Raw genomic sequence first — 21956 nt, forward strand, 5'->3', positions numbered from 1 at the left:
TATGGAAAATTCAGCGATAGAAGCGTTATTGGCCGAACTGGATGGTCAGGGTATTTATGTTTATCTGCAAGAGGGTCGCCTGAAACTGCGTACTCACCTTGCAACTGTGCCTGCTGCACAGCTCAATAAAATTAAAGCGCACAAGCCGGCGCTGATTGACTATATGCAGGCGCACCATCAGAAGCAGGGAATGCTATCCGCCTCCCAGCAGGGGATCTGGCTTATTGACCAGTATCATGGCGGCGATGTTGCTTACACTATGTCTGGACTACTCTGGCTATCACAGCCTGTCGGTAAAGCGCAGCTTGAAGCCGCCCTGAATACCTTGCTGGCCCGTCATGATATTTTACGTAGCCAATTTTTCGCCACAGACCAAGGCGGGTGCCAGCGCGTGAATACTGAGTTGTCATTGACCTTAACCCAGTTGTTTGTGTCTGAGCCTGTGAGCCGGGGACAGATTGAAACCGAGTTACAACCTGTATTGCAGCAAGGATTTGATCTGCAAAAAGCGTTACCAATACGCGCTACTTTGATTAGCACAGCGGATGAAAATCAGGGGCAGTGGGTCTATCTGATGCTGCATCATCTGGTAGCCGATGGTTGGTCGGTTCAGTTACTGGTGAATGAATTGCTGGATATATTGCAGTCAAAGGAGGGGCCACAGACGGCACCGCTACAATATCTGGACTATGTACATTGGGAAAAGCGCTTTTTACAGTCGGATGATTACCTGCAGCAGCATACCTATTGGCAACAACAGCTTACAGACTTTTCGCCTTTTTCAATGCCCACCAGCTTTATCAGGCAGGCTGAGACCTCGTTTCGCGGTGCAAGCCATCAATTTACATTGAACGAGGCATTGTGTCAGCGTTTTGAATACAGCTGTCAGCAGCTGGGCGTCACCCCATTTTCTGCGCTATTGAGTGTGTTTTATGTGTTGCTCTATCGCTACAGCCAGCAACAGGACATCACGGTTGGAGTCCCCGTACTGGGTCGAGAGCAGAGTGAGTTTGAGTCCATGATCGGCTGTTTTATCCATACACTGCCACTGCGTCAACAGCTGGATGGCGATATGCTGTTTAACGAGCTGGCGCGTAGCACACAGTTAAAGGTGACACAGGCGCTGGAAAATCAAAGTGTCTCTCAGGACGCACTTGTCAGGCTGGCGGATACCTCTCAGTTGTTTAGTGTGCTGTTTAACTATGATGCGCTGCCACCCACGCCATTGCGCTCCGGCGCACTGGAAGCGCAGCTGTTCACGCTGAATAACCATACAGCCAAATTTGACCTGACCTTAAATTTGGCGACGCATGACAACGGCATGCTTGCTGAACTTGAATATAATGTTGGCTTGTTTTCATCCGAGTTGATTGCTCAGGTTGCCTGTGATTTCGAGGCGTTACTGCGCACGTTAAATGATGAGCTGGCTCAGTCACTTGCCGGGGTTAAATTACCGTCAGTGGAAGCTGTGCGACAACAACTGAACAAGGCGACTGACACGACACCAGCGCCTTTGGTGTTACCTCAGATCCTGGCACACGCTCAGGCGGCTTCGAAACACATGGCAATTGTGGATGCTGACAATCCATCTCACTCGGTGAGCTATGCTGAACTTGGTGAACAAAGCGCCAATCTGGCTGGTGCGCTCAATGACGTTGCACAGGGTGAAGAAATTGTTGCCGTACTGGTCAATCGCCAGGTTCACAGCCTGGTTGCGCTGATAGGCGTGATGCGCGCCGGGGCCGCTTATTTGCCCATAGAGCAGGATACCCCTGTGCTGCGGATCATTGAAATTATGGTGCAGGCTGGCTGTCGTACACTACTGGTGTGTGATGCTGAAACGATGACAGAGCAGGTGCAGGCAGCACTGAATGAGCGCGAAATTGTCGCCTGGGATTACCATCAGCTGTTAAAACGCAATAGCACATTATCAGAAGAGTCAGAAGTTGCGCTGAGGCGCGATGAACAGGACCTGGCTTATGTGATTTTCACCTCCGGGTCGACGGGCAAACCAAAAGGTGTGGCTATGAACCATGGTGCGCTGGCCAGTTATTGTGACTCGATTACGCATCGTATCGAGTTTTCGTCGCATACTCGCTCAGGCATTGTCACTGGACTCGCGACCGATCTGTGCCTGACTGGTATCTACCCGGTGCTTGCGCAGGGTGGCACAGTCGTTATGCCCGGAAACCGCACACTCCCAGAACCGCAGCAGTTGGTAGAGATGCTTACGGTACAGCAGGTCAATTTGCTAAAAATAACGCCGTCATTTGCTCGTGAGTTATTACCTCAAATTGCAGCTATGGGTGAAAGCCAGCCGGCGATAGAGCAGTGGATACTCGGTGGTGAAGCACTGGATGTGGCCCTGGTGAGCGAGCTTCAGGAGCATTATCCGGCAGCACATATCGTCAATCACTATGGTCCCAGTGAAACCTGTATTGGGGTGACAACGCATACCGTTACTGCTCAGAGACATGCCAACACTGAACATTACCCCATTGGTAAGCCGCTGGCACATACCCGGGTATTGGTATTGGATGAACAGGCTCAGCCAGTGCCATTGGGTATGCCGGGAGAGCTATACATCGGTGGTTCGTCCCTGGCCGATGGCTATCTTCGTGCACCACAACTGACAGATCGTTACTTTGTTCATTGCGAAACGCAAAGCGGAAAACCAGCGCGCTTTTATCGCTCAGGTGACAGAGTTAGGTTAACTCATCGGGGTGAGCTGGAATACCTGGGCCGACTAGATAACCAACCCAAGATCCGTGGCTACCGCGTTGATATCAGTGAAATTGAGGCAAAACTGACGGCCCTGCCGCAAGTTAAAAGTGCGGTTGTAATAGCCCGCAAACAGGCTGGTATTGATACCTTAGTGGCTTATTACGTCGCAGCCCGAGAGGGAGAAGTGATTACCTCTGAGGTGTTACGAGATGCACTCAGTGTGCGCTTACCCCAGGCTATGATCCCCAGCCATTTCAAAGCACTGGAAAAATTGCCTGTGCTCGGTAATGGCAAGGTCGACCGTAAACAACTGGCGGCCTTATCGCTCAGCGACGGGCGCAATTATACGCCACCAAAAACAGAGTTACAGCAACAGCTGGCCACTTTATTCAGTGACCTGACTGGTGTTACACAGGTGTCGGCTGACGATGACTTTTTTGCTATCGGTGGCCATTCTTTATTGGCGATGCGCCTTGCTAATCACATTCGCACCAGATTTGAGCGAGTATTGTCATTGCAAGCCATTTTTGCCAACCCCACGGTGGCTAAACTTGAACGTTGTCTGCTCGAACAGGACATTCACGTAGGTCACAACTTAGTGACGGTCGACCAATCTGGTGCGCATCCACTGTCTTTTGCACAGCAGAGAATTTGGTTTGTTGATCAGATGCAGGGCCACAGCAAACAGTATAATTTACAGGGCGCTTTCACGATTAAAGGTGCGTTGAATATCGCGGCCTTGTCTCTGGCCTTTGAACAGGTGGTTCAGCAGCACGCCATTCTAAGATTTAATTATGACCAAAACGAGCAGGGCGAAGCGGTCCAGTCTTTCAATGACACCCTGAACTTTGTGTTACAGCAACGGGATTTAAGTGGCTTTGATGATGAACGGCAGGCAGACACTCTGCGTCAGCTGTTGGCTGAGGATTATCATACCGGGTTCGATCTGAAGCAGGAGCTGCTATTACGAGGCCAGCTGCTGCAACTTGATGCACAACTGTATGTGCTTATTGTGACTATGCACCATATCGTTTCGGATGGCTGGTCAATCGGGGTGTTGTGCCGCGCACTGGAAACCGCTTATCGCCAGGCCTGTGAGGGCACTCAAACAGGGTTGCCAAAGCTCACGCACAGTTACATTGACTATGTGCACTGGCAACGCAACATGGCCACTCAGCCTCAGTGGCAAACGAGTTTGGCGTACTGGCAAAGTCAGTTGGCCGACTTGCCCCGGGTGCATGAATTACCTCAGGATAACGCCCGGGAAAACCGAGTGATTAGTGGTGGTGCGTTATACTGTTACGAGCTTCCAGCTGAGTTAACCCGGGTACTGCGCCGGTTTGTCGCGACAAGCGGACAAACCTTGTTTGGTGTGCTGGAGAGTGCCTTTGCGTTATGGATGAACCGCCTGTCGGGTCAATCAGACGTGGCGTTGGGTACGCCGGTTGCCGGGCGCGAGTTCAGCGAGCTCGAGCCTGTTATTGGCAACTTCATCAATACGCTGGTGCTGCGTCACCGCATAGAGCCTGATATGACGTTCAGTGATGTGTTAACAACAAGCAATGAGACACTGCAAAGTGCGATGACTCATCAGCATATTCCATTTGATACACTGGTTGAAGCGCTCAACAACGAGCGGAGTTTGGGCATTCATCCGTTGATTCAGGTGGTCTTTCGGGTCAACAACCAGATCAATGAAGCACTGCAACTGGAAGGCCTGGATGTCACCGTGAATGACACCGGCGTGCGCAGCGCTAAATTGGATCTGGAAGTGTCAGTGATTGATTGTGGCGATACCTTGCAGGTTGAATGGCTCTACGATAGTGCCTTATGGCAGGAGCACAGCATTGAATCTTTCGCCCGTCAGTACACTCAGTTGCTGAGCGCCTGCCTGGAAACACCGCAGCGCCGTGTGAGCGAGCTGAGCTTGATAGACTCAGAGCAGCTAACACAAATACTGGCCTATAGCGCCCCCCAGAATGAACAAGACAGCAGTGATATTGGCTGGCATCATCACTTCAGCGCGATTGCTGAGATCCAGCCTCATAGCATTGCGCTGCGATGTAATGGTGAATCATACAGTTACCTGGAAGTGGAGCAGCGTGCCAATCAGCTGGCGCACTGTCTGCTTGAAATGGGATTTGACGAGCAAAGCCGGATTGCTTTATTACTCCCGTCAGGCCCTGCCATGGTTATTGCGGTGCTGGCTATTCTTAAAACACGCCACGTCTATGTGCCTTTGCATTACGATACACCAGAGAAGTCCCTATCGTATATCGTAGAGGATGCCGATATCGTGATGATTTTGGCACTCAGCGAAGATACCGAAAAACTCATCGACAGCGGCACCGACTTTCTGTTTCTGGACGATTTATTTGACGTTGAGTCAAATTTTGCCGGTTACCCAGTGTCTGTTCCTGGCATGGAGGAGTTAGGGGAATCACAGGTCTCAGATGCCCAGCGCTTGTGTTACATCATTTATACGTCGGGTTCTACCGGGCGGCCAAAAGGGGTGATGATCAGCCATGGCAATCTGAATGTTTACTTATCTCATGCCATGGATACGTATCTTGATGCCGACGCGACCTTACCGCTTGCGGTGGTAAGCACACCTTTGGCATTTGACGCCACGATCACCGCGCTGGTCCCTCCCTTGCTGTGTGGCGGAGAAGTTGAGATCGTGACTCAGGGCCCTCATCAGCTCGCAGCCATTACTGAGCTCCTGTTCAATGCCATCCGACCGCGTTTATTCAAACTGACACCGGCACATTTGCGGGCTGTACAGGCGTTGATGGATGAACTGGGCAGCAACAGCGCACCCCATACTTTAGTGATTGGGGGCGAGGCATTGGATAGCGATTTATTGATTGCGCTGCGCGCTAAGTTGCCTGCATGTACCTGGGTTAACGAATATGGTCCGACTGAGGCAACCGTAGGTTGTAGCGTTTTTTCGCTGACCCCGGATCTGAATCTGCAGGCCGCACTGCGTTATCCGGATGTACCTATCGGTCTGCCCAACCCCGGTGTTGCAATGCTGGTCGTTGACCAGTGTGATCAGCCGGTGCCTGCTAATACACCAGGTGAGTTATTGATTGGAGGGGCAGTAGTCAGCCCGGGTTACGTCAATCTGGACGAGCTGAATCAAACCAAGTTTGTTACTTTGAGTGTGGCTGAACAGCCGCCAATGCGCTTCTACCGCAGTGGGGATTTGGTACAGTGGCAAAGCGATGAGCAGGGCAGGCTGAGTTATTTAAGATACTGTGGGCGTACCGATGAGCAAATTAAACTGCGCGGTTATCGCATCGACCTTAATGCGATTTGTCATTATCTACGCGAACTGGATGGTGTTCGTGACTGTGCGGTGACCGTCGATGAAGGGCAGCAGTTGTTGCAGGCCCACCTCCTCTACCTTAACGGCAATGTTCCACCGGACAGCCATTTGCGTAATCATCTGGCGCAATATCTGCCGCCGTATATGATCCCCGGACAGTTCAATCGCGTTGAGGCTATCCCGCTTACCGCCAATGGCAAAGTAGATAGCAAAGCCCTAAAAGCCCTGGCGCAACAAGGAGAAGGCAGAGCCAGCAGAAGTATAGATCTGGCAGCGCTGACAGCCATGCAATCTTATTTGTATCAGCTCTATCGCGACACATTGCTGACAGAGCATATCGATCTGCACGACAGCTTTTTTGACCTCGGTGGTCATTCCTTACTGGCCATCAAGCTGATCAGTCAAATTCGTCAACAAAAACACCTTGAGGTGACGTTACCTCAGCTGTTTAAAACACCGACCATAGCGTCATTGGCGCAGGCACTGGAGCATTGTGAGCCTATCGCAGCTATGCATGCTATTCAGCCTGTATCACGGGAACAGGCATTGCCGTTATCGTTTGCTCAGCAGCGGCTGTGGTTGATTGAACAGCTTCATGAGTCGAGCACGCAATACCATATGCCAGCCGGATTTAAATTCAGTGGCACGCTCGATAAGGCCGCTTTCAGTGAAGCGCTGAAGGCGCTAATCTCACGTCATGAGGTGCTGAGGTCGCATATAGTTAAAGCGGCGGGGGCAGTTGAACCTGTTCAGCAGGTGCGTGATCAATTCGAGTTGCCATTAACTCAGCTAGATCTGACGAAAATGAGTGAACGTGCCCGGCAACAGCGCTGGCAGCAGGGAGCACATGACAACGCGACTGCGCGATTTGACCTGACTCAGGATCTGCTGGTGCGGGTACTGTTGGTTGAGTTTGCCAAAGACGATTATCGGGTGCACTTCAATATGCATCATATTGCCAGCGACGGCTGGTCGATGGCTATTCTGGTGCGAGAGTTCATCGCATTCTATCGCCATTTTGCCCAAGAGTCCGGCTATCAGTTACCGGCTGAGCTGACTCAGCCATTGGCTGTGCAATATGGCGACTTTGCACACTGGCAGCGCAACATTTGGGCGAAAGAGGCCAATCAGGCAGATTTACAGCACTGGCAGACAACCTTAGAAGGCCATCCTCCGCTGCACCAATTGCCACTTGATTATCCGCGTCCTGCCATGGCTCAGCTGAGTGGTTTGCGACACACACAACGTCTGAGTGCCGCACTCACCCGAGCCATTCATGAACATTGTAAAGCACAAGGTGTGACCTTGTTCATGTGGCTACATACTGTATTTTCATTGTTGGTACAGCGTTACAGCCAGACAGACGATGTGGTGATTGGCTCACCCGTTGCGGGTCGTGAACACAATGAAGTGGCTAATTTGATCGGCTTTTTCGTCAATACGCTGGTGATCCGCACGCGCACCCAGTCGGGGCAAAGCTTTAATCAGTTACTGGAGCAGCAAAAACAGGTGATCCTGGATGCGTTTAAGCATCAGGCGTTGCCTTTTGAGCAGTTGGTGGAAGCACTGAAGCCTGAACGTAACCTGGGGCATCAGCCCATTTTCCAGATTTTATTTGCACTGCAAAACAACGAAACCACTGATTTGGTGCTGCCACAGTTGCACATTGAAGTCGAAGCGCCGAGTAAACCCATGATGAAGTTTGACCTGGAGGTCAACGCAATTGAAAAGGGCGATGGCATTGAGCTGGAATGGAACTTTAGCTCAGCGTTGTTTAAAGGGGCGACAATCGCAACACTGGCTGACTCTTTTGAGGTGTTGATCAGTGCCATTCTTAAATCTCCCGAGCACAAGGTAGAAGGCTTAGCCTTGTTGAGTCCGTCTCGTCAGCAGCAACTGGTGAGCATCAAAGGCGCAGAGACGGCCATATCAACACAGTGTATTCACAGTCAGGTTACTGCCCGGGTACAAAGTGCCGCAAACCAGCTGGCCGTGCGTGATGCGGATGCATGCATGCTCAGTTATCTGGCGTTAGAGCAAAAAGCCAACACCCTGGCCAGTTACTTGCTGGAGCAGGGCGTTAAGCCGGGAGCACGCATTGCCCTGTGTCTCGGAGCTGGGTGTGACCAACTGGTTGCTATGCTAGCTGCCTTTAAAGTGCGAGCCGCCTATGTACCGATTGATCCGACACTGCCTGCGTCGCGCTGTCAGTTTATTGTGCGAGACAGTGGTGCAAGCTGGTTGTTGACCAACAACAAACTCCTGTCACAGTTAGAGCCTGTTATTGATGCTGTGCAGCAACCGCCGCTCTCAGTGCTGGTTATGGATAATCCAGAGAGCTGGCAACCGAGGCAGCTGCTTGAGCGTTTTGTCAGCAGTGACCCCTCAGATCTGGCCTATGTGATTTATACCTCGGGCACCACAGGCCAGCCCAAAGGCGTAGCGATAACGCATGGCAATCTGGCGCTTTACCTTGACCATGCTTGTTGTGCGTACTTCGACGAGCAGCCCAGTTTTAGCGTCGTTAGTACACCCTTGGCGTTTGATGCCACTGTAACCGCTATCTGGCCTGCGTTATTGAGGGGAATAAGCATAGATATGCTGGCTGATGACGAGCGAATGCTAAAAGAGCTGGCGAATCGCCTGTGCGGCAATATTGCCGGGGTCTTTAAAGTAACACCGGCACATTTGCAAGGGGTTGTTGCAGTACTAAAACAGTGTGGTTTGTCAGAGGAACGCTGCTTTAACGCTACACATAAGGTGGTTGTGGGTGGTGAGGCGTTACCCGTTGCGCTGTTGGCCGAACTCAGTGAACGCTTGCCAAATGTCTGCTGGATTAACGAATACGGTCCAACTGAAGCCACCGTGGGCACCAGCACTTACCTGTGCGATAAACAGGAAATTGACCGTCTGGCGGCACAATCGATGGCCCAGGTTCCTATCGGTCAGCCCATCGCCAATACGCATTTGCTGGTGTTGGATGAACAGATGCAACCGGTCCCGGCTGGGGTCATGGGGGAGCTGTATATTGGGGGGAATAACCTGGCTCAGGGCTATCTGAATCGTCGTGACCTGAGTGATGAAAAGTTTGTCTGGCTACCCGTTGGCGTGCAGCAAAGTGAGCAGCGCTTCTATCGCAGTGGCGATCTGGTGCGTTGGTCTGTTAATGATGATGGCACGCCGGGCGCACTGCTGTTTTGTCATCGCCTTGATGCGCAACTGAAACTCCGAGGTTATCGCATCGAGCCCCAGGAAATTGCTCAGCAATTGCAGCAAGACCCGCGCATTGAGCAGGCGGTGGTGGTGTTGAATGAATCCGCAGATAACCTGGAGGCCTACCTGATTGCAAAGCCAGATGAGGAGCTGGGACGACCTGAACCGGCTGAGCGGGTGAGTGCCGGTATTGCCACCGAACTGTCAGCGCGACTGAGTGAATCGCTACCCGCTTATATGGTGCCCTACCGTTATGTACTGATCGATGCAATCCCGCTTACAGCCAACGGCAAGGTAGACGCGCGGGCACTTCATGCGCTGGGAGCACAATGTGACTCGGTGGCCCAACTCATCGCACCGCGTAATGAGGTAGAGGAAGCTTTGGCGGATATTCTGGCATCAGTGCTGAAGCGTACTTCAATCAGTGTTGAAGACAACTTCTTTAGCCTGGGCGGTCATTCACTGCTGGCGACGCAATGCATCGGACTGATTGAAGAGCGACTGGGTGTCGGCATGTCAGTCAGAACGCTGTTTGAGCGGCCAACCGTGGCTGCACTGGCTCAATGGGTTGAAATCCAACAGGCCATGGCACAGCAGGCACAGGATGATAACGAAAACGACACTTCAGAAGAGATGTTTTTGTAATGACGGAACAGTTGATAGTAATTGAGCAGTTAATCGCAGATGCACTGCGTGCAGGCATCACTTTGTATGAAAAAAACGGTGCACTGGCGTTTAAGCAACAAGGCGCGTTTCCGGACGAGCTCAAACAGCGCATAGTGGCGAATAAAGCTGAGATCATTGCCTATTTTCAACAGCAGCAAGATGAGGTGCGGGTATCTAGTGGGCACTCCACGATAGCAAAAGCCGATCGCTCACGGCCTTTACCTGCCAGTTATGCGCAGCAGGGGCTGTGGTTTATCGAGCAGTTACAGGGCAGCAGTCAGTACTACATGCCCGCTGAATTTGTTCTTACCGGCCACCTGGACATCAACGCGCTGAAGGACAGCATCAACGCCCTTATCATTCGTCATGATGCTTTACGCAGTCATTTTATCGCCGACAGTCAAGGTGAGCAGGGCGTTGTTGTGCACGTGGCTGAGGCATTTGAAACGCCGTTTGAGTGGCGCGACGCCAGTGCCTGGCCGGAGGCAGAGCGGGTGCAGACAATCCACACCCAGCTGACTGAGTTTCTGGCTCAGCCATTTGATTTAAAGCACGATGTACTATTACGAGCCTTAGTGATATCTGATCAGCAAACTCACTATCTTGCGTTCAATATGCACCATATTGTATCCGACGGCGCGTCGATGCAGGTGTTGGTTACAGAATTAGAAGCGCTTTATCGTGCAGCGTTACACGAGGATATAGCGCCACAGCTAGCACCTCTGAAGATACAGTATGGGGATTATGCAAGCTGGCAGCAACATACCCTGACACCCGAGTATCTGGCAGATAAGCTCTCGTTTTGGCAACAAGCGCTGGCAGAGTTGGATCCGATCCAATCTCTGCCCGGTGACTTCGTTCGCCCGGCGGTACAAACACACTGTGGCCGGGTTTATCGCCAGACCCTGAGCCCATCCTTGATTGAGGGGATTCAGGCTCAGTGTGCCAGTCAATCGGTTACGCCATTTATGTGGCTGCTCAGTAGTTTTATGCTGTTTGTTGGGCGGATAACGCAAAATGAGCAGGTGGTTGTTGGTACGCCCGTGCTGGGGCGTGACCACCCTGAACTAGCGCCTTTGATTGGCCTGTTTGTCAATACGCTGGTGATCCCGGCCAAAGTCACCGAGACAATGCGCTTTAACGACTGGTTGCAGCAACAAAAAGAACAAATCCTGGCGGTATTTGAACATCGGGAGGTGCCGTTCGATAAAGTCGTTGAGGCGCTAAAGTGCGAGCGTGACATGAGTCACCATCCGCTGGTACAGATTTTGTTTACGCTTGAACAAAACACATCGGCACATACCCTGGATCTGCCTGGTTTAAGGGTGGCAGAGCAAACAGCCAGCAGTGACGAAATCGACATTAAATGCGATCTGGAGCTCAGTGCCACTTTGGACATTGAAACCCATTCTCTGACGCTTAGCTGGAAGTACGACAGCGACCTGTATCGCAGCGACACCATAGCTCACTGGGCTGAGAGTTTCGCGGTTATGCTGCAGCAGCTGGTTGACGCGCCGCACACGCAGGTTGGCCATGTTGCGTTACTCAGCGAGCTGCAAACTCAGGCAATTCTGGCACATGCTCAATACTCAGACACGCATTGGGATAACAGCCAGACGTTGGTAAGCCTGTTCGAAGCGCAAGTTGAGCGTTTTGGTCAACGGATCGCCGTGGTTGATGAGCTGGAGCGTTTGAGCTATCAGGCGCTGAACATTCGGGCAAATCGGCTTGCCAGAGTGCTGGTGAAGCGTGGTGTCACACCTCAAGCCATGTTGCCCGTCAGTGTCACGCGCTCTGTGAATATAGTGGTGACTTTACTGGCGATTTTAAAAGCCGGGGCGGCTTATGTGCCCATCGACCCGGATTACCCCAGGGACCGCATTGAGTACATCATAGATGATGTTGGTAGTCGTTGGTTGATTTGTGACAACTATACTCAGGCACGTTTTGCGACCTGCGCAGAGCAGCTCATCAATATTGACGATGAAACCCTCTACGATGGCGTTGCCATTAGTGATAATTTAGCGCTGGAAATCGAGCCACATCACCTGGCTTATATGATCTATACCTCAGGTACCACTGGTCGCCCTAAAGGGGTGCAGATAGAACACCGCCACGTTGTGCGCTTATTACACGCAGAGCCGGCTTTATTTGATTTTAATGAGCAGGATGTCTGGACCTTGTTCCATTCATTTTGCTTCGACTTTTCGGTTTGGGAAATGTATGGCGCCCTACTGTTTGGCGCAAAGTTGGTGGTGGTTAGCAAGGCTGTGAGCCAAGATACTCAGGCCTTTGCCCTGTGTTTACTGAACGAGAAAGTGACAATCCTCAATCAGACCCCCGGTGCGTTTTATGTTCTGCAATCAGCTATGTGTGCATTGCCAGAAGCTGAGCAAGCGCGCTGTCAGGTGCGCTATGTGATTTTCGGGGGAGAAGCCTTGCAGCCGGGCAAGCTCAGGCCCTGGGCTAACCGATTCGACACCTGCCAGTTGATAAACATGTATGGGATCACCGAAACCACAGTGCATGTGACCTTTAAGCGACTAACCCAAGCGGATTTAGCGCTGGGGGTGAGTAATATCGGCCATGCTATTCCAACCACGTCGTGTTATGTCCTGGACAATCATCAACAGCTGCTGCCAATGGGCGCAGTAGGTGAGTTGTATGTGGGTGGTGAAGGCGTGTGCAGGGGTTACTGGCAAAGAGAGACGCTCAATGCCGAGCGCTTTATTCCTGATCCGTTCGCCGCATCAAGTGATAAAAAGCTGTATAAAACCGGCGATCTGGTGCGTTTTCTGCCAGATGGCGAGCTGACATACATCAGCCGGGCCGACGATCAGGTCAAAGTGCGGGGTTATCGCATTGAGCTGGGAGAGATTGAAAATCAGCTGCGCCAGCATCCGCAACTGCAAGCTGTTAGCGTATTGCTTAACCGCAATGACCAGCAAGGTGCACGGATCAGCGCGTTTGTGGTTCTGTGCTCCGGTGTTGAGCTGACGGAACCGCTGACTCAGCTGCAAGCGTATTTGCGCAGCTCTTTACCCGATTTTATGCTGCCCACCAATGTGGTTGTTGTTGACACTTTACCCCTGACCAGCAATGGCAAAATTGACAAAAAAGCGCTGCTGGCGCTGGACGTTTTGCAGCAAGAAGCAGTGTATCTTGCACCAACTACAGATACTGAACATGCGATCGCCGCGTGCTTTTCGAGTTTACTGGGGGTGGAGCAGGTCGGCCTGAATGACCACTTTTTTCGTCTTGGTGGACACTCTTTGTTAGCCACGCAGCTGGTAAGTCAGCTCAGGGAGCGCCATAGTCTGCCTGTCACATTAAAAGACGTATTTCAGAACCCGGGTGTTGCTGAGTTGGCAAAAGTGGTCACTCAAGCCGGAGCACAGAGTGTATCTGCGTTTGATATTCCACGTACACAGACCACTCAGCCTTTGCCCTTGTCTTTTGCACAGTCGCGACTGTGGACAGTCGAACACATGACTCCTGACTCAGCGCAGTATCATATGCCCGCGGCTTTCTCCCTCCAGGGCCCATTAAATCTGGCGGCATTTAAACAAGCCTGGCTGGCTATCATTGAGCGCCATCAGGTGCTGCGCAGTAAAATACTGCTCGATGAGGCGGGCAGACCACAGCAGGTACTTAATCCCGACTTCGAACTGCCTTTGCACTACATAGATGCACGCGCTCTGGCACCAGAGGCGCAGCAGCGACGTTGGCTTAGCGCGCAGCGCGACGATGCCATGCAAACCTTTGACCTGAGTCAGGACCTGATGGTGCGACTGACCCTGATGTCATGCAGTGATAGCTTGCATCAATTGCGTGTTAATTTACATCATATCTCAGCTGATGCGCACTCTTTGGAGATTTTAACTTCCGAGTTGGCGGCATTCTATCAACACTATGCCAAGGGATTGTCGCTCCCTGAGCTGCTGTCGCAACCTTTGCCATTGCAATACGCAGAGTATGCACAGTGGCAGCGCGAGACTCTGCAAGGTGAAGCTTTGCAGGCACACAGAGACTTTTGGCGAGCGCACCTGGCAGATGCACCGCCGTTGCATCAGTTACCACTGGATCGGGCCAGAACCAATGCATCGGATACGCATGGCGCGTTGCACATCGCACATCTTGAACAGTCGCAGTTGGAATCTATCGAAGCCCAGTGCCGCAACAGTGATATCACCCTGTTTACCTGGTTGCAGACTGCGTTTGCATTATTTGTGGGCAAATACAGTCGTTGCGACGATGTGGTAATTGGTACGCCATTTTCAGGTCGGGAGCACAGCCAGTTAAAGCCTTTGGTAGGGTTTTTCATCAACACCTTGCCCATTCGTACGCACTTTACGTCACACATGACTTTCGGTGAGCTGCTGAACCAGCAAAAAGCGCTGATGATAGACATTCAGGCCCATCAGGCAATGCCTTTCGAGCAGATCCTCGATGCGCTTAATGTGGCACGCGACCTCAGTCATCAGGGCGTTTTTCAGCTGAGCTTTTCACTTAATCCCCGGCTGGACACACAGCTGCACCTGGCTGATATAGAAGTGTGCCCGGAGCAAGCGGTATCCGTGGCAGCTAAATTTGATATCGAACTGAGTGCAACACAAACCGAAGACGGACTGCGTTTCACCTGGTGTTACAACACAGGTTTGTTTGATGCCGCCAGTATTGCGGGTATGAGCGAAGCGTTTAACGTGATGCTTAACGCACTTGCCTATAACGCTGAGCTTCCCATCGCCGATGTGCCTTTGACGCTTCAGCGCTTTCAGGCAATTAACGGGCAGTCGCACAGTGTGTCCGAACACACTACACTGGTTGAGCAACTTGCCCAGTTTGCCCATCAAACACCCGATAAAGTCGCAATTAAGGACCCCGCAGCGGATAGCATGCTCACTTACAGTGAGCTTGATACGCGGGCCAGCGCTTTGGCCAGGTATCTGGTTGGGCAGGGTCTGAAGCCACAACAAAGGGTAATGATCAGTTGCGATGCCGGTATCGATTTAGTGGTGGCGATGCTGGCGACCCTCAAAGCCGGTGGGGCCTATGTGCCTGTGTCGCCGGATTACCCCGAAGCACGCATCAGGCACATTGTCAGCGATAGTGGCAGTCGATGGTTGTTGACACAAAAGCGCTTCACCAGTCAGTTCGCGGCCTATCAGGACTGCCAGCAGGTATGGCTGGATAGTCCTGAACTGAACGCGCAGTGTGCCACTTATGCACAAATGACGTTACCAGCAATCGATGCTGGCCAGCTTGCCTATGTGATTTATACCTCAGGTACCACAGGGCAGCCCAAGGGGGTCATGATCCCGCATAGTGGACTAACAAACTTGTGTCACTGGCATCAGCGCGCCTTTGCTCTGGACCAACACAGTGTCGGCTGCCAGACCGCCAATATCGCCTTTGATGCGGCTACCTGGGAAATTTGGCCTTATCTTAACGCCTGCGCACAACTGGTGTTTGTCGGCAGCGCGCAACTGAATGACCCGCATTTATTGTCAACATTGTTGACCAAAGAGGGAGTAAGCCATTGTTTTCTGGCAACGCCCATTGCAGAAGTCATGCTGGCAGACTCAGTCTTTGCACCGGCAAAGCTAAAGTATTTGTTAGTCGGGGGTGACAGGCTGAGCCCGGTCCGTGGTCAGCATAATTTTAAATTAATCAATAACTATGGACCAACAGAGGCTTCTGTAGTGGCAACCTCAGGTGAAGTTGTCTGGAACAGTGAGCAGCAGCCGGATATTGGCCTGCCGGTGGACAATTGTGCGATTTTCATTATTGATGAGCACGGTCGCAGCGTGCCCGACGGCATGGTCGGAGAGCTCTATATTGCAGGCGCTGGGCTGGCCCAGGGCTATCTGAATAAGCCTGAACTGAGCGATGAAAAGTTCACTGAACTGACACTGGATAATGGTGAACATGTGCGCGTTTATCGCAGTGGCGACCTGGTTCGGCGGCTCAATAATGGCCGTATTGCCTACATAGGGCGTAATGATGCGCAGGTTAAATTGCGTGGTTATCGCATTGAGCTGGCTGAAATTGAACACCAGTTGCGTGAGCAGGCTGGTGTTGCGGAGTGCGCAGTATTGATAACGCAAACGCACCCTGGTAATAAACAGTTGACGGCATTTGTGGTGCCTGAGGCTGCGCAATCGGAGCAGGACGCCGGTGAAGTTTGGCGTGCTGCACTGTGTGCTCGTTTGCCAGATTACATGGTGCCAAGTGCTTTTATGGTTTTGCACGCGTTGCCTTTGACTGCACATGGCAAGCTTGATCAGCGTGCACTGGCGCAGTTGGCTGTGCAGACTGGCGGTGAACAAATCACACCGGTTGAGACGAGTAGCGCAGCAAACGTTGAACACAATCCGATTTTAACGCTGATGCGGTCATTGCTGAATAAAGCGGACCTGCAAGCTCAGGATGACTTTTTCGCCAGTGGCGGTGATTCCATTTTGGCCATTCAGCTTGCCAGCCGGGCCAGAGCAGCAGATATTGCCATTTCTGTGGCTGATATTTTTACGCACAGTACAGCACAAGCGCTGGCTGCAAACTTTATCACCAATACAGTGCAGACTAGTATAGCCGGGTGTGAATGTGAACAGCAGCATTTTGTCGGAAAATTAACCCCTCATCCAATCCAGCACTGGTTTTTCGAGCAGGCTTTTGCAGTGCCCGAGCACTGGAACCAGGCGGTCATGCTGAGCATTGATAAGTCCGTTTCTTATGCACATTTGTGCGATGCCGTGCAGGGCCTGATACAGTGCCATGATGCGCTCAGACTGTCTGTCAGAGGGGGGGAACAATTACACATCTTGGAGCAGCTCGACAGCGCAGCTGTGTGTCATGCTCACGACCTTAGCGCCAAAGACAGTTGCTGGCGGGATGCTCTGGCGGAGATCTGTGCGCCGGCACAGTCGGGGTTTACCTTTGACGGTTCACCTTTGTTGCACGTGTGCCATATCGCGACACCAGACACTGAGCAAGCTGATCGGTTACTGGTGATTGCTCATCACTTACTCATTGATGGCGTGTCCTGGCGTATTTTGCTGGCCGATCTTGAACAGGCCTGCACTCAGGTTCAAAGTGGGCAGGCTGTGCAGTTACTGCCAGCAAGTGCTTCGCTGGATGCCATTGCGTTTTATCTTCAAGACCGCGCACAGGAAACCCAATATCTTGCCAGATGGCAGGACGCAGCAGCGGTCTCCCGGCGTCAACGGCCGCTGGGCGCAAGTTTTTCAGGCAGCCAGCTGACAACGGCCATCATCAATAAAATACAGTTCAGCCAGTCTCAAACGCAGCAGCTGCTGAATGAGGCAAACCGGCCGTACAGAAGTAATATCCAAACCTTATTGCTCAGTGCATGGCAGTGGCTTGCGTTACGTCACTATCAGCGTACAGAGCAGGTAGTGATGCTCGAAAGCCATGGCCGCGCACAGCTGCAAGGTGCGCTGGATGCCAGTCGTACCATTGGCTGGCTAACCGCTTTATTCCCGCTGCGTTTAACCTGTGGTAGTGCCACATCGGAGTCGACACTGACTGGGGTTATCTGTGCAGTCAAAGAGCAACTAGCCTGGACTGCCCGCAATGGCAGCGAGTTTGGCGCTTTGTGCCATGCCCACCCGGATCCTCAGATCAGGGGAACATTGAATATAACTACCCGTGAACAGGTCTTTTTTAACTATCTGGGGCAGCTTGATACGGTCTTACAGCACAATGGCTTGCTTGGTGACGCTACTGAGCACACAGGCTTGCTTCGCAACGAGCAGGATAACGTGTTTGGGGCATTACAAATTACCGCGGCGGTGACGGGCGGCTGCTTGTCAGTGACGCTGGAGTGCGCATCTGATTATTATTCTGAACAAGATGCCAGGCAGCTGAGCACGCGTTTTGAGCAGGCCATTGAAGAAGTACTTGCGCATTGTGTCGCGCAGACAGAGCACTGTTTCACGCCCAGTGACTTTCCTCTGTTGCCGCAGCTTGACAGACTGCAACTGGATCAATTGCTGGACAAAGCAGGGCAAAGTGTTGCCGATATCTATCCAATGACGCCTTTGCAGCAAGGCATGTGGTTTCATGCACAAGGTGCTGACAACAGCGCCTATCTCGAACAGTCAGTGATGTTACTGGAGGGGGCTTTAGATACTGAGGCCTTCGCCTATGCCTGGGCGCAGCTGGTAGCCAGTCATTCAATTCTGCGTACGGCCTTTTTTGTCACCCCTCATCAGCCTGTTCAGGTGGTATTTGAGCAGTGCTCAGTGCCTTTGCAAATTGATGAGCCGCAGCCTTATGATAACACAGTGGAATCCTGCCTTACGCAGGTGGCTGCGCAGGAATATCGAGATCCCATCGATTTACAAGGCGCACCTTGCATGCGCCTGAGGCTGGTGCCGTTTGGCGAGCAGTGTCACGGATTTGTCTGGACCTATCATCATATGATCATGGATGGCTGGTCCTTGCCCGTGCTGTTTGCTGAGCTGGTTGAGCACTATCGTGCGAGGGTGCAAACCCGGATGGTGAAATCCGTCATGGATCCGTTCCGCGACTATGTTGAATATCTTGAAAACCGGGATGTGCATGTAGAGCAAGCGTTCTGGCAACAGCAACTTGCACAGATCGATACGCCAACGCTGGTGACAGAGCATCTGGCCATCAGAGATGGAAAAAATCACCGCGTCAGTGAGCTGACAGAAACATTGAGTACGGACTTTACCGCTCAGCTCAGCGCGTTTGCAAAGCAACGTGGACTGACGCTTAATCAGGTGGTTCAGGGAGCCTGGGCCTATTGGTTGCGTACTTGTTGCCAGAGTGACTACGTGCTGTTCGGTCAGACTGTTTCCGGACGTCCCGAGTCCCTGCCTCGAGTTGGGGAGCGGGTCGGCTTGTACATCAATACTCAGCCAGTGTTGATTAATACCCCAGGGCAACTGTCGGTCAATGACTATCTAGCGCAGATCAGAGAGTTGCAGGCATCACTGGCGCAACATGCACATACGCCACTGTCACAGATCCAGCAATGGAGCCAGATTGATAACAGCAGTGATTTGTTTGATGCGCTCTATGTGTTTGAAAATTACCCCAGCGATCCGCTGGCTGAAAACGCCGCGCCGTTTAAAGTGACGATATGCTCTGAGCGGGATCAGACGCATTATCCAATTACGCTTGCGGTTGGTGTTGCGAATCAACTGTCGCTAACGCTGTGTTATCGCGACGCGATGTTAACCGCGCAACAGGCGCGCCAGAGTCTTTGTCTGATAGCGGATTTACTGACTGCCTTTATGGAGGCACCGGATAGTACGCTGGCGCAGTTGCCGCTGGTGAGGCCAGATCAAACTGCCCAGCTGTCGCATTTTGAGCTACCCGGTGCGAGCAGGCAGGCCGTTCATCATCAGACCGTACAGCAAGCGTTTGGGCAGGTTGCGGCCAGCCACAAGCAAAGCACCGCTATTCGCTTCTATCAGCAGGGCACAGCGCTTCCTGTTCGGACACTGACCTACGGTGAGCTGGATGAGGCCGCCGGGCGACTGGCAAATTACCTGATGTCTCGGTATTTGCTGCCCGCCGAGCAGGCCGTGATTGCGGTTTGTTTGCAGCCGGGGCCACAGTTGATCATTACGATTTTGGCAGCGCTTAAACTGGGTGCATCCTATTTGCCGGTTGCACCAGCACTGCCTGAACAAAGGCGTCAATATATGCTTTCCAATGCAGAAGCCGCCGTGTTGATCAGCACAGAACAAGACTGGCTCGGAGATATGCCTACTTGTCCGCTCGTTGATTTGGCAGCCTGTGAGGCTGATATCTCAGCTGAATCGGGTGATTGTGTGCAGCGCACGTGCGACAGCACTTCTCCTTGTTACGTGATTTACACCTCAGGCACTACGGGTGAGCCAAAAGGGGTGCAAGTTTCACATCGCAGTGTGCTTAATTATGTGGCGTGTCTGCAAAGCAATTATGCCATTACACCGGGCGACAACTATCTGCAATTTGCCAGCTGTAGTTTCGATGTTTTTGCAGAAGAAGTGTTTTGTACTTTACTCAGTGGCGCAACTCTTGTCATGGCTGAGCAGGAACAGTTGCTTGATAGTCAGGCGCTGGCTACGCTTGCGCGGAACGCCGAGTTAAGCCTGATGAGCTTGCCAACGGCTTACTGGCAGCAACTGGCGGTCAGTCCCGTCGATTTTGGTTCTCGCATGCGGATCATCACAGTTGGCGGTGAGCAAATGCAAAGTACGGCACTGCGCGCCTGGCAGGCCCATTATGGCTCGGCTATCCGAGTTATCAATGCCTACGGGCCGACCGAAACCACCATTTCTGCCACGCTTCAGGACGTGACGTGTTATCAGGGCGAATCCGTGCCAATTGGCCAACCACTGGCTGGCCTCGAGGCACATGTGCTGGACAGTGAGCTCAGAGCCTTGCCAGATTACGTTGCCGGAGAGCTGTATGTCAGTGGCGAGGCGCTGGCACTTGGCTACTTGGGCGATAAAGTGAAAACGGATAAAGCCTTTGTGCTCAACCCCCACACTCAAACGCGCTGTTATAAAACCGGTGATAAGGTGCGCGTGATTGACGGGGCGTTACACTTTTTAGGACGTTTGGACGAGCAGGTGAAAATCCGCGGTTATCGCATTGAGCTGGGCGAGATTGAACGGGCCTTGTTAGCACAGCAGGCGGTGTCTGCTAGCGTTGTGGTTGTGAAACGAGATCAGAACAATGGCGAGCAGCTGGTTGCCTTTGTGGAGTCAGCGTTTGAGCCTGATGTTTCCGAACTTAAAGCGGCACTGGCTGAGCACTTGCCCGCTTATATGGTGCCACAGTGGGTAATCGTCCGCGCACAGCTACCCCATAACCACAGCGGCAAGCTCGACAGGAAAGTACTTGCCAGTGAAGCTGACACGCTAATGTTGGCCGAGCCTGAACAGTATGTTGCTCCAACCACGCCCCTGGAGCGTCACTTGTGTGACTATCTTGGCAAATTGTTGCAGTGTCCGCAGGTGGGGCTCAGTGATGACTTTTTTGCACTGGGTGGCCATTCGTTATTGCTCATGCGATTGCATACTGAGTTGTGTGATGTACTCAAAGCCCAGGTGCCCATCGCTTTGTTGCTGCAACATACCCGTGTTGATTCGCTGGCTCAGGCTTTAAGTGATTTCCAGCAAGCCAGTCAGCAACACCCTGTGGAGCTTCAGAGCCTGTTATGCCTGCAAACTGGCAGTCCGGGTGTTACGCCTGTGGTGTTGATAGCCGGTGCTGGTGGTCTGCTCATGGCCTTTCAGGCATTGGTACAGGGGCTAGATAAACAGATCCCTGTTTATGGTCTGCAGCCGGATCTGATTGCACATGATCCGGATGTCGTTGGGTCGGTTGATGCAACGGCGCAGCATTACTTGTCTGCACTCAGACAAGCACAGGTAGGCTCTGTGCATCTCATTGGTCACTCATTTGGCAGCTTCATTGCTCTGGCAATGGCGCAGCAGTTGCAAAAGACCTCCCTGCCTGAAGGAGAGACGCAGCGTGTATCTGTGTCGTCAATAACCATACTTGATACGCCTAAACCAACGCATAGCTCAGTGTCGATTTCTGCCGCTGAGGCAGATCAATTGATGCTGGAGAATCTCAACGACTTCTTTGCACTGGGTTTGAATGCCCAGCAGCTCAAGGCGCTCAGAGCTGAGACGCTTGCAGAGCAAACCACAAGCCTGGTAGAAGCCATGGCCCAATCAGGCTACCACTTTACAGCTGAGCAGTTATCGCGCCTTCAGGCCGTGTTTCGCGGTCAGCTACTGGCTGAAATGCACCTGGAGTCACAGCTGAGTTGTCCATTGACCGTGATCAAAGCCAGTCAAACCCGGGAGTTTGAAGGCCGAAGGCTCTCAACTGATATGGGCTGGCAAACCTTGTATGTCAATGTGAATGTCCACGAAGTTGAGGGCACTCACTTGTCGATTTTGCAGTATCAGCAAGTCGATAGGATTATAGAAATAATAGAGAGTTACTACATTTTGTAGTCTATTGT

Annotated in this window: 2 protein-coding genes; both read left to right on the top strand. The window is 52.2% G+C overall.

The features are described from left to right. Position 1 precedes the first annotated feature (1 nt). A complete protein-coding gene (locus QNM19_RS00690; protein ID WP_284026172.1) occupies positions 2–9913 on the top strand; it encodes a non-ribosomal peptide synthetase in 9912 nt (3303 codons plus the stop codon). Next, on the top strand, positions 9913–21948 hold the full coding sequence (locus tag QNM19_RS00695; RefSeq protein ID WP_049864683.1) for a non-ribosomal peptide synthetase: 12036 nt from the start codon (positions 9913–9915) through the stop codon (positions 21946–21948). Before QNM19_RS00690 ends, QNM19_RS00695 begins: the two co-directional genes overlap by 1 nt. The last annotated feature ends 8 nt before the right edge of the window (positions 21949–21956 follow it).

The sequence above is a fragment of the Pseudoalteromonas ardens genome (assembly GCF_030125445.1).
Taxonomy (GTDB): domain Bacteria; phylum Pseudomonadota; class Gammaproteobacteria; order Enterobacterales; family Alteromonadaceae; genus Pseudoalteromonas; species Pseudoalteromonas ardens.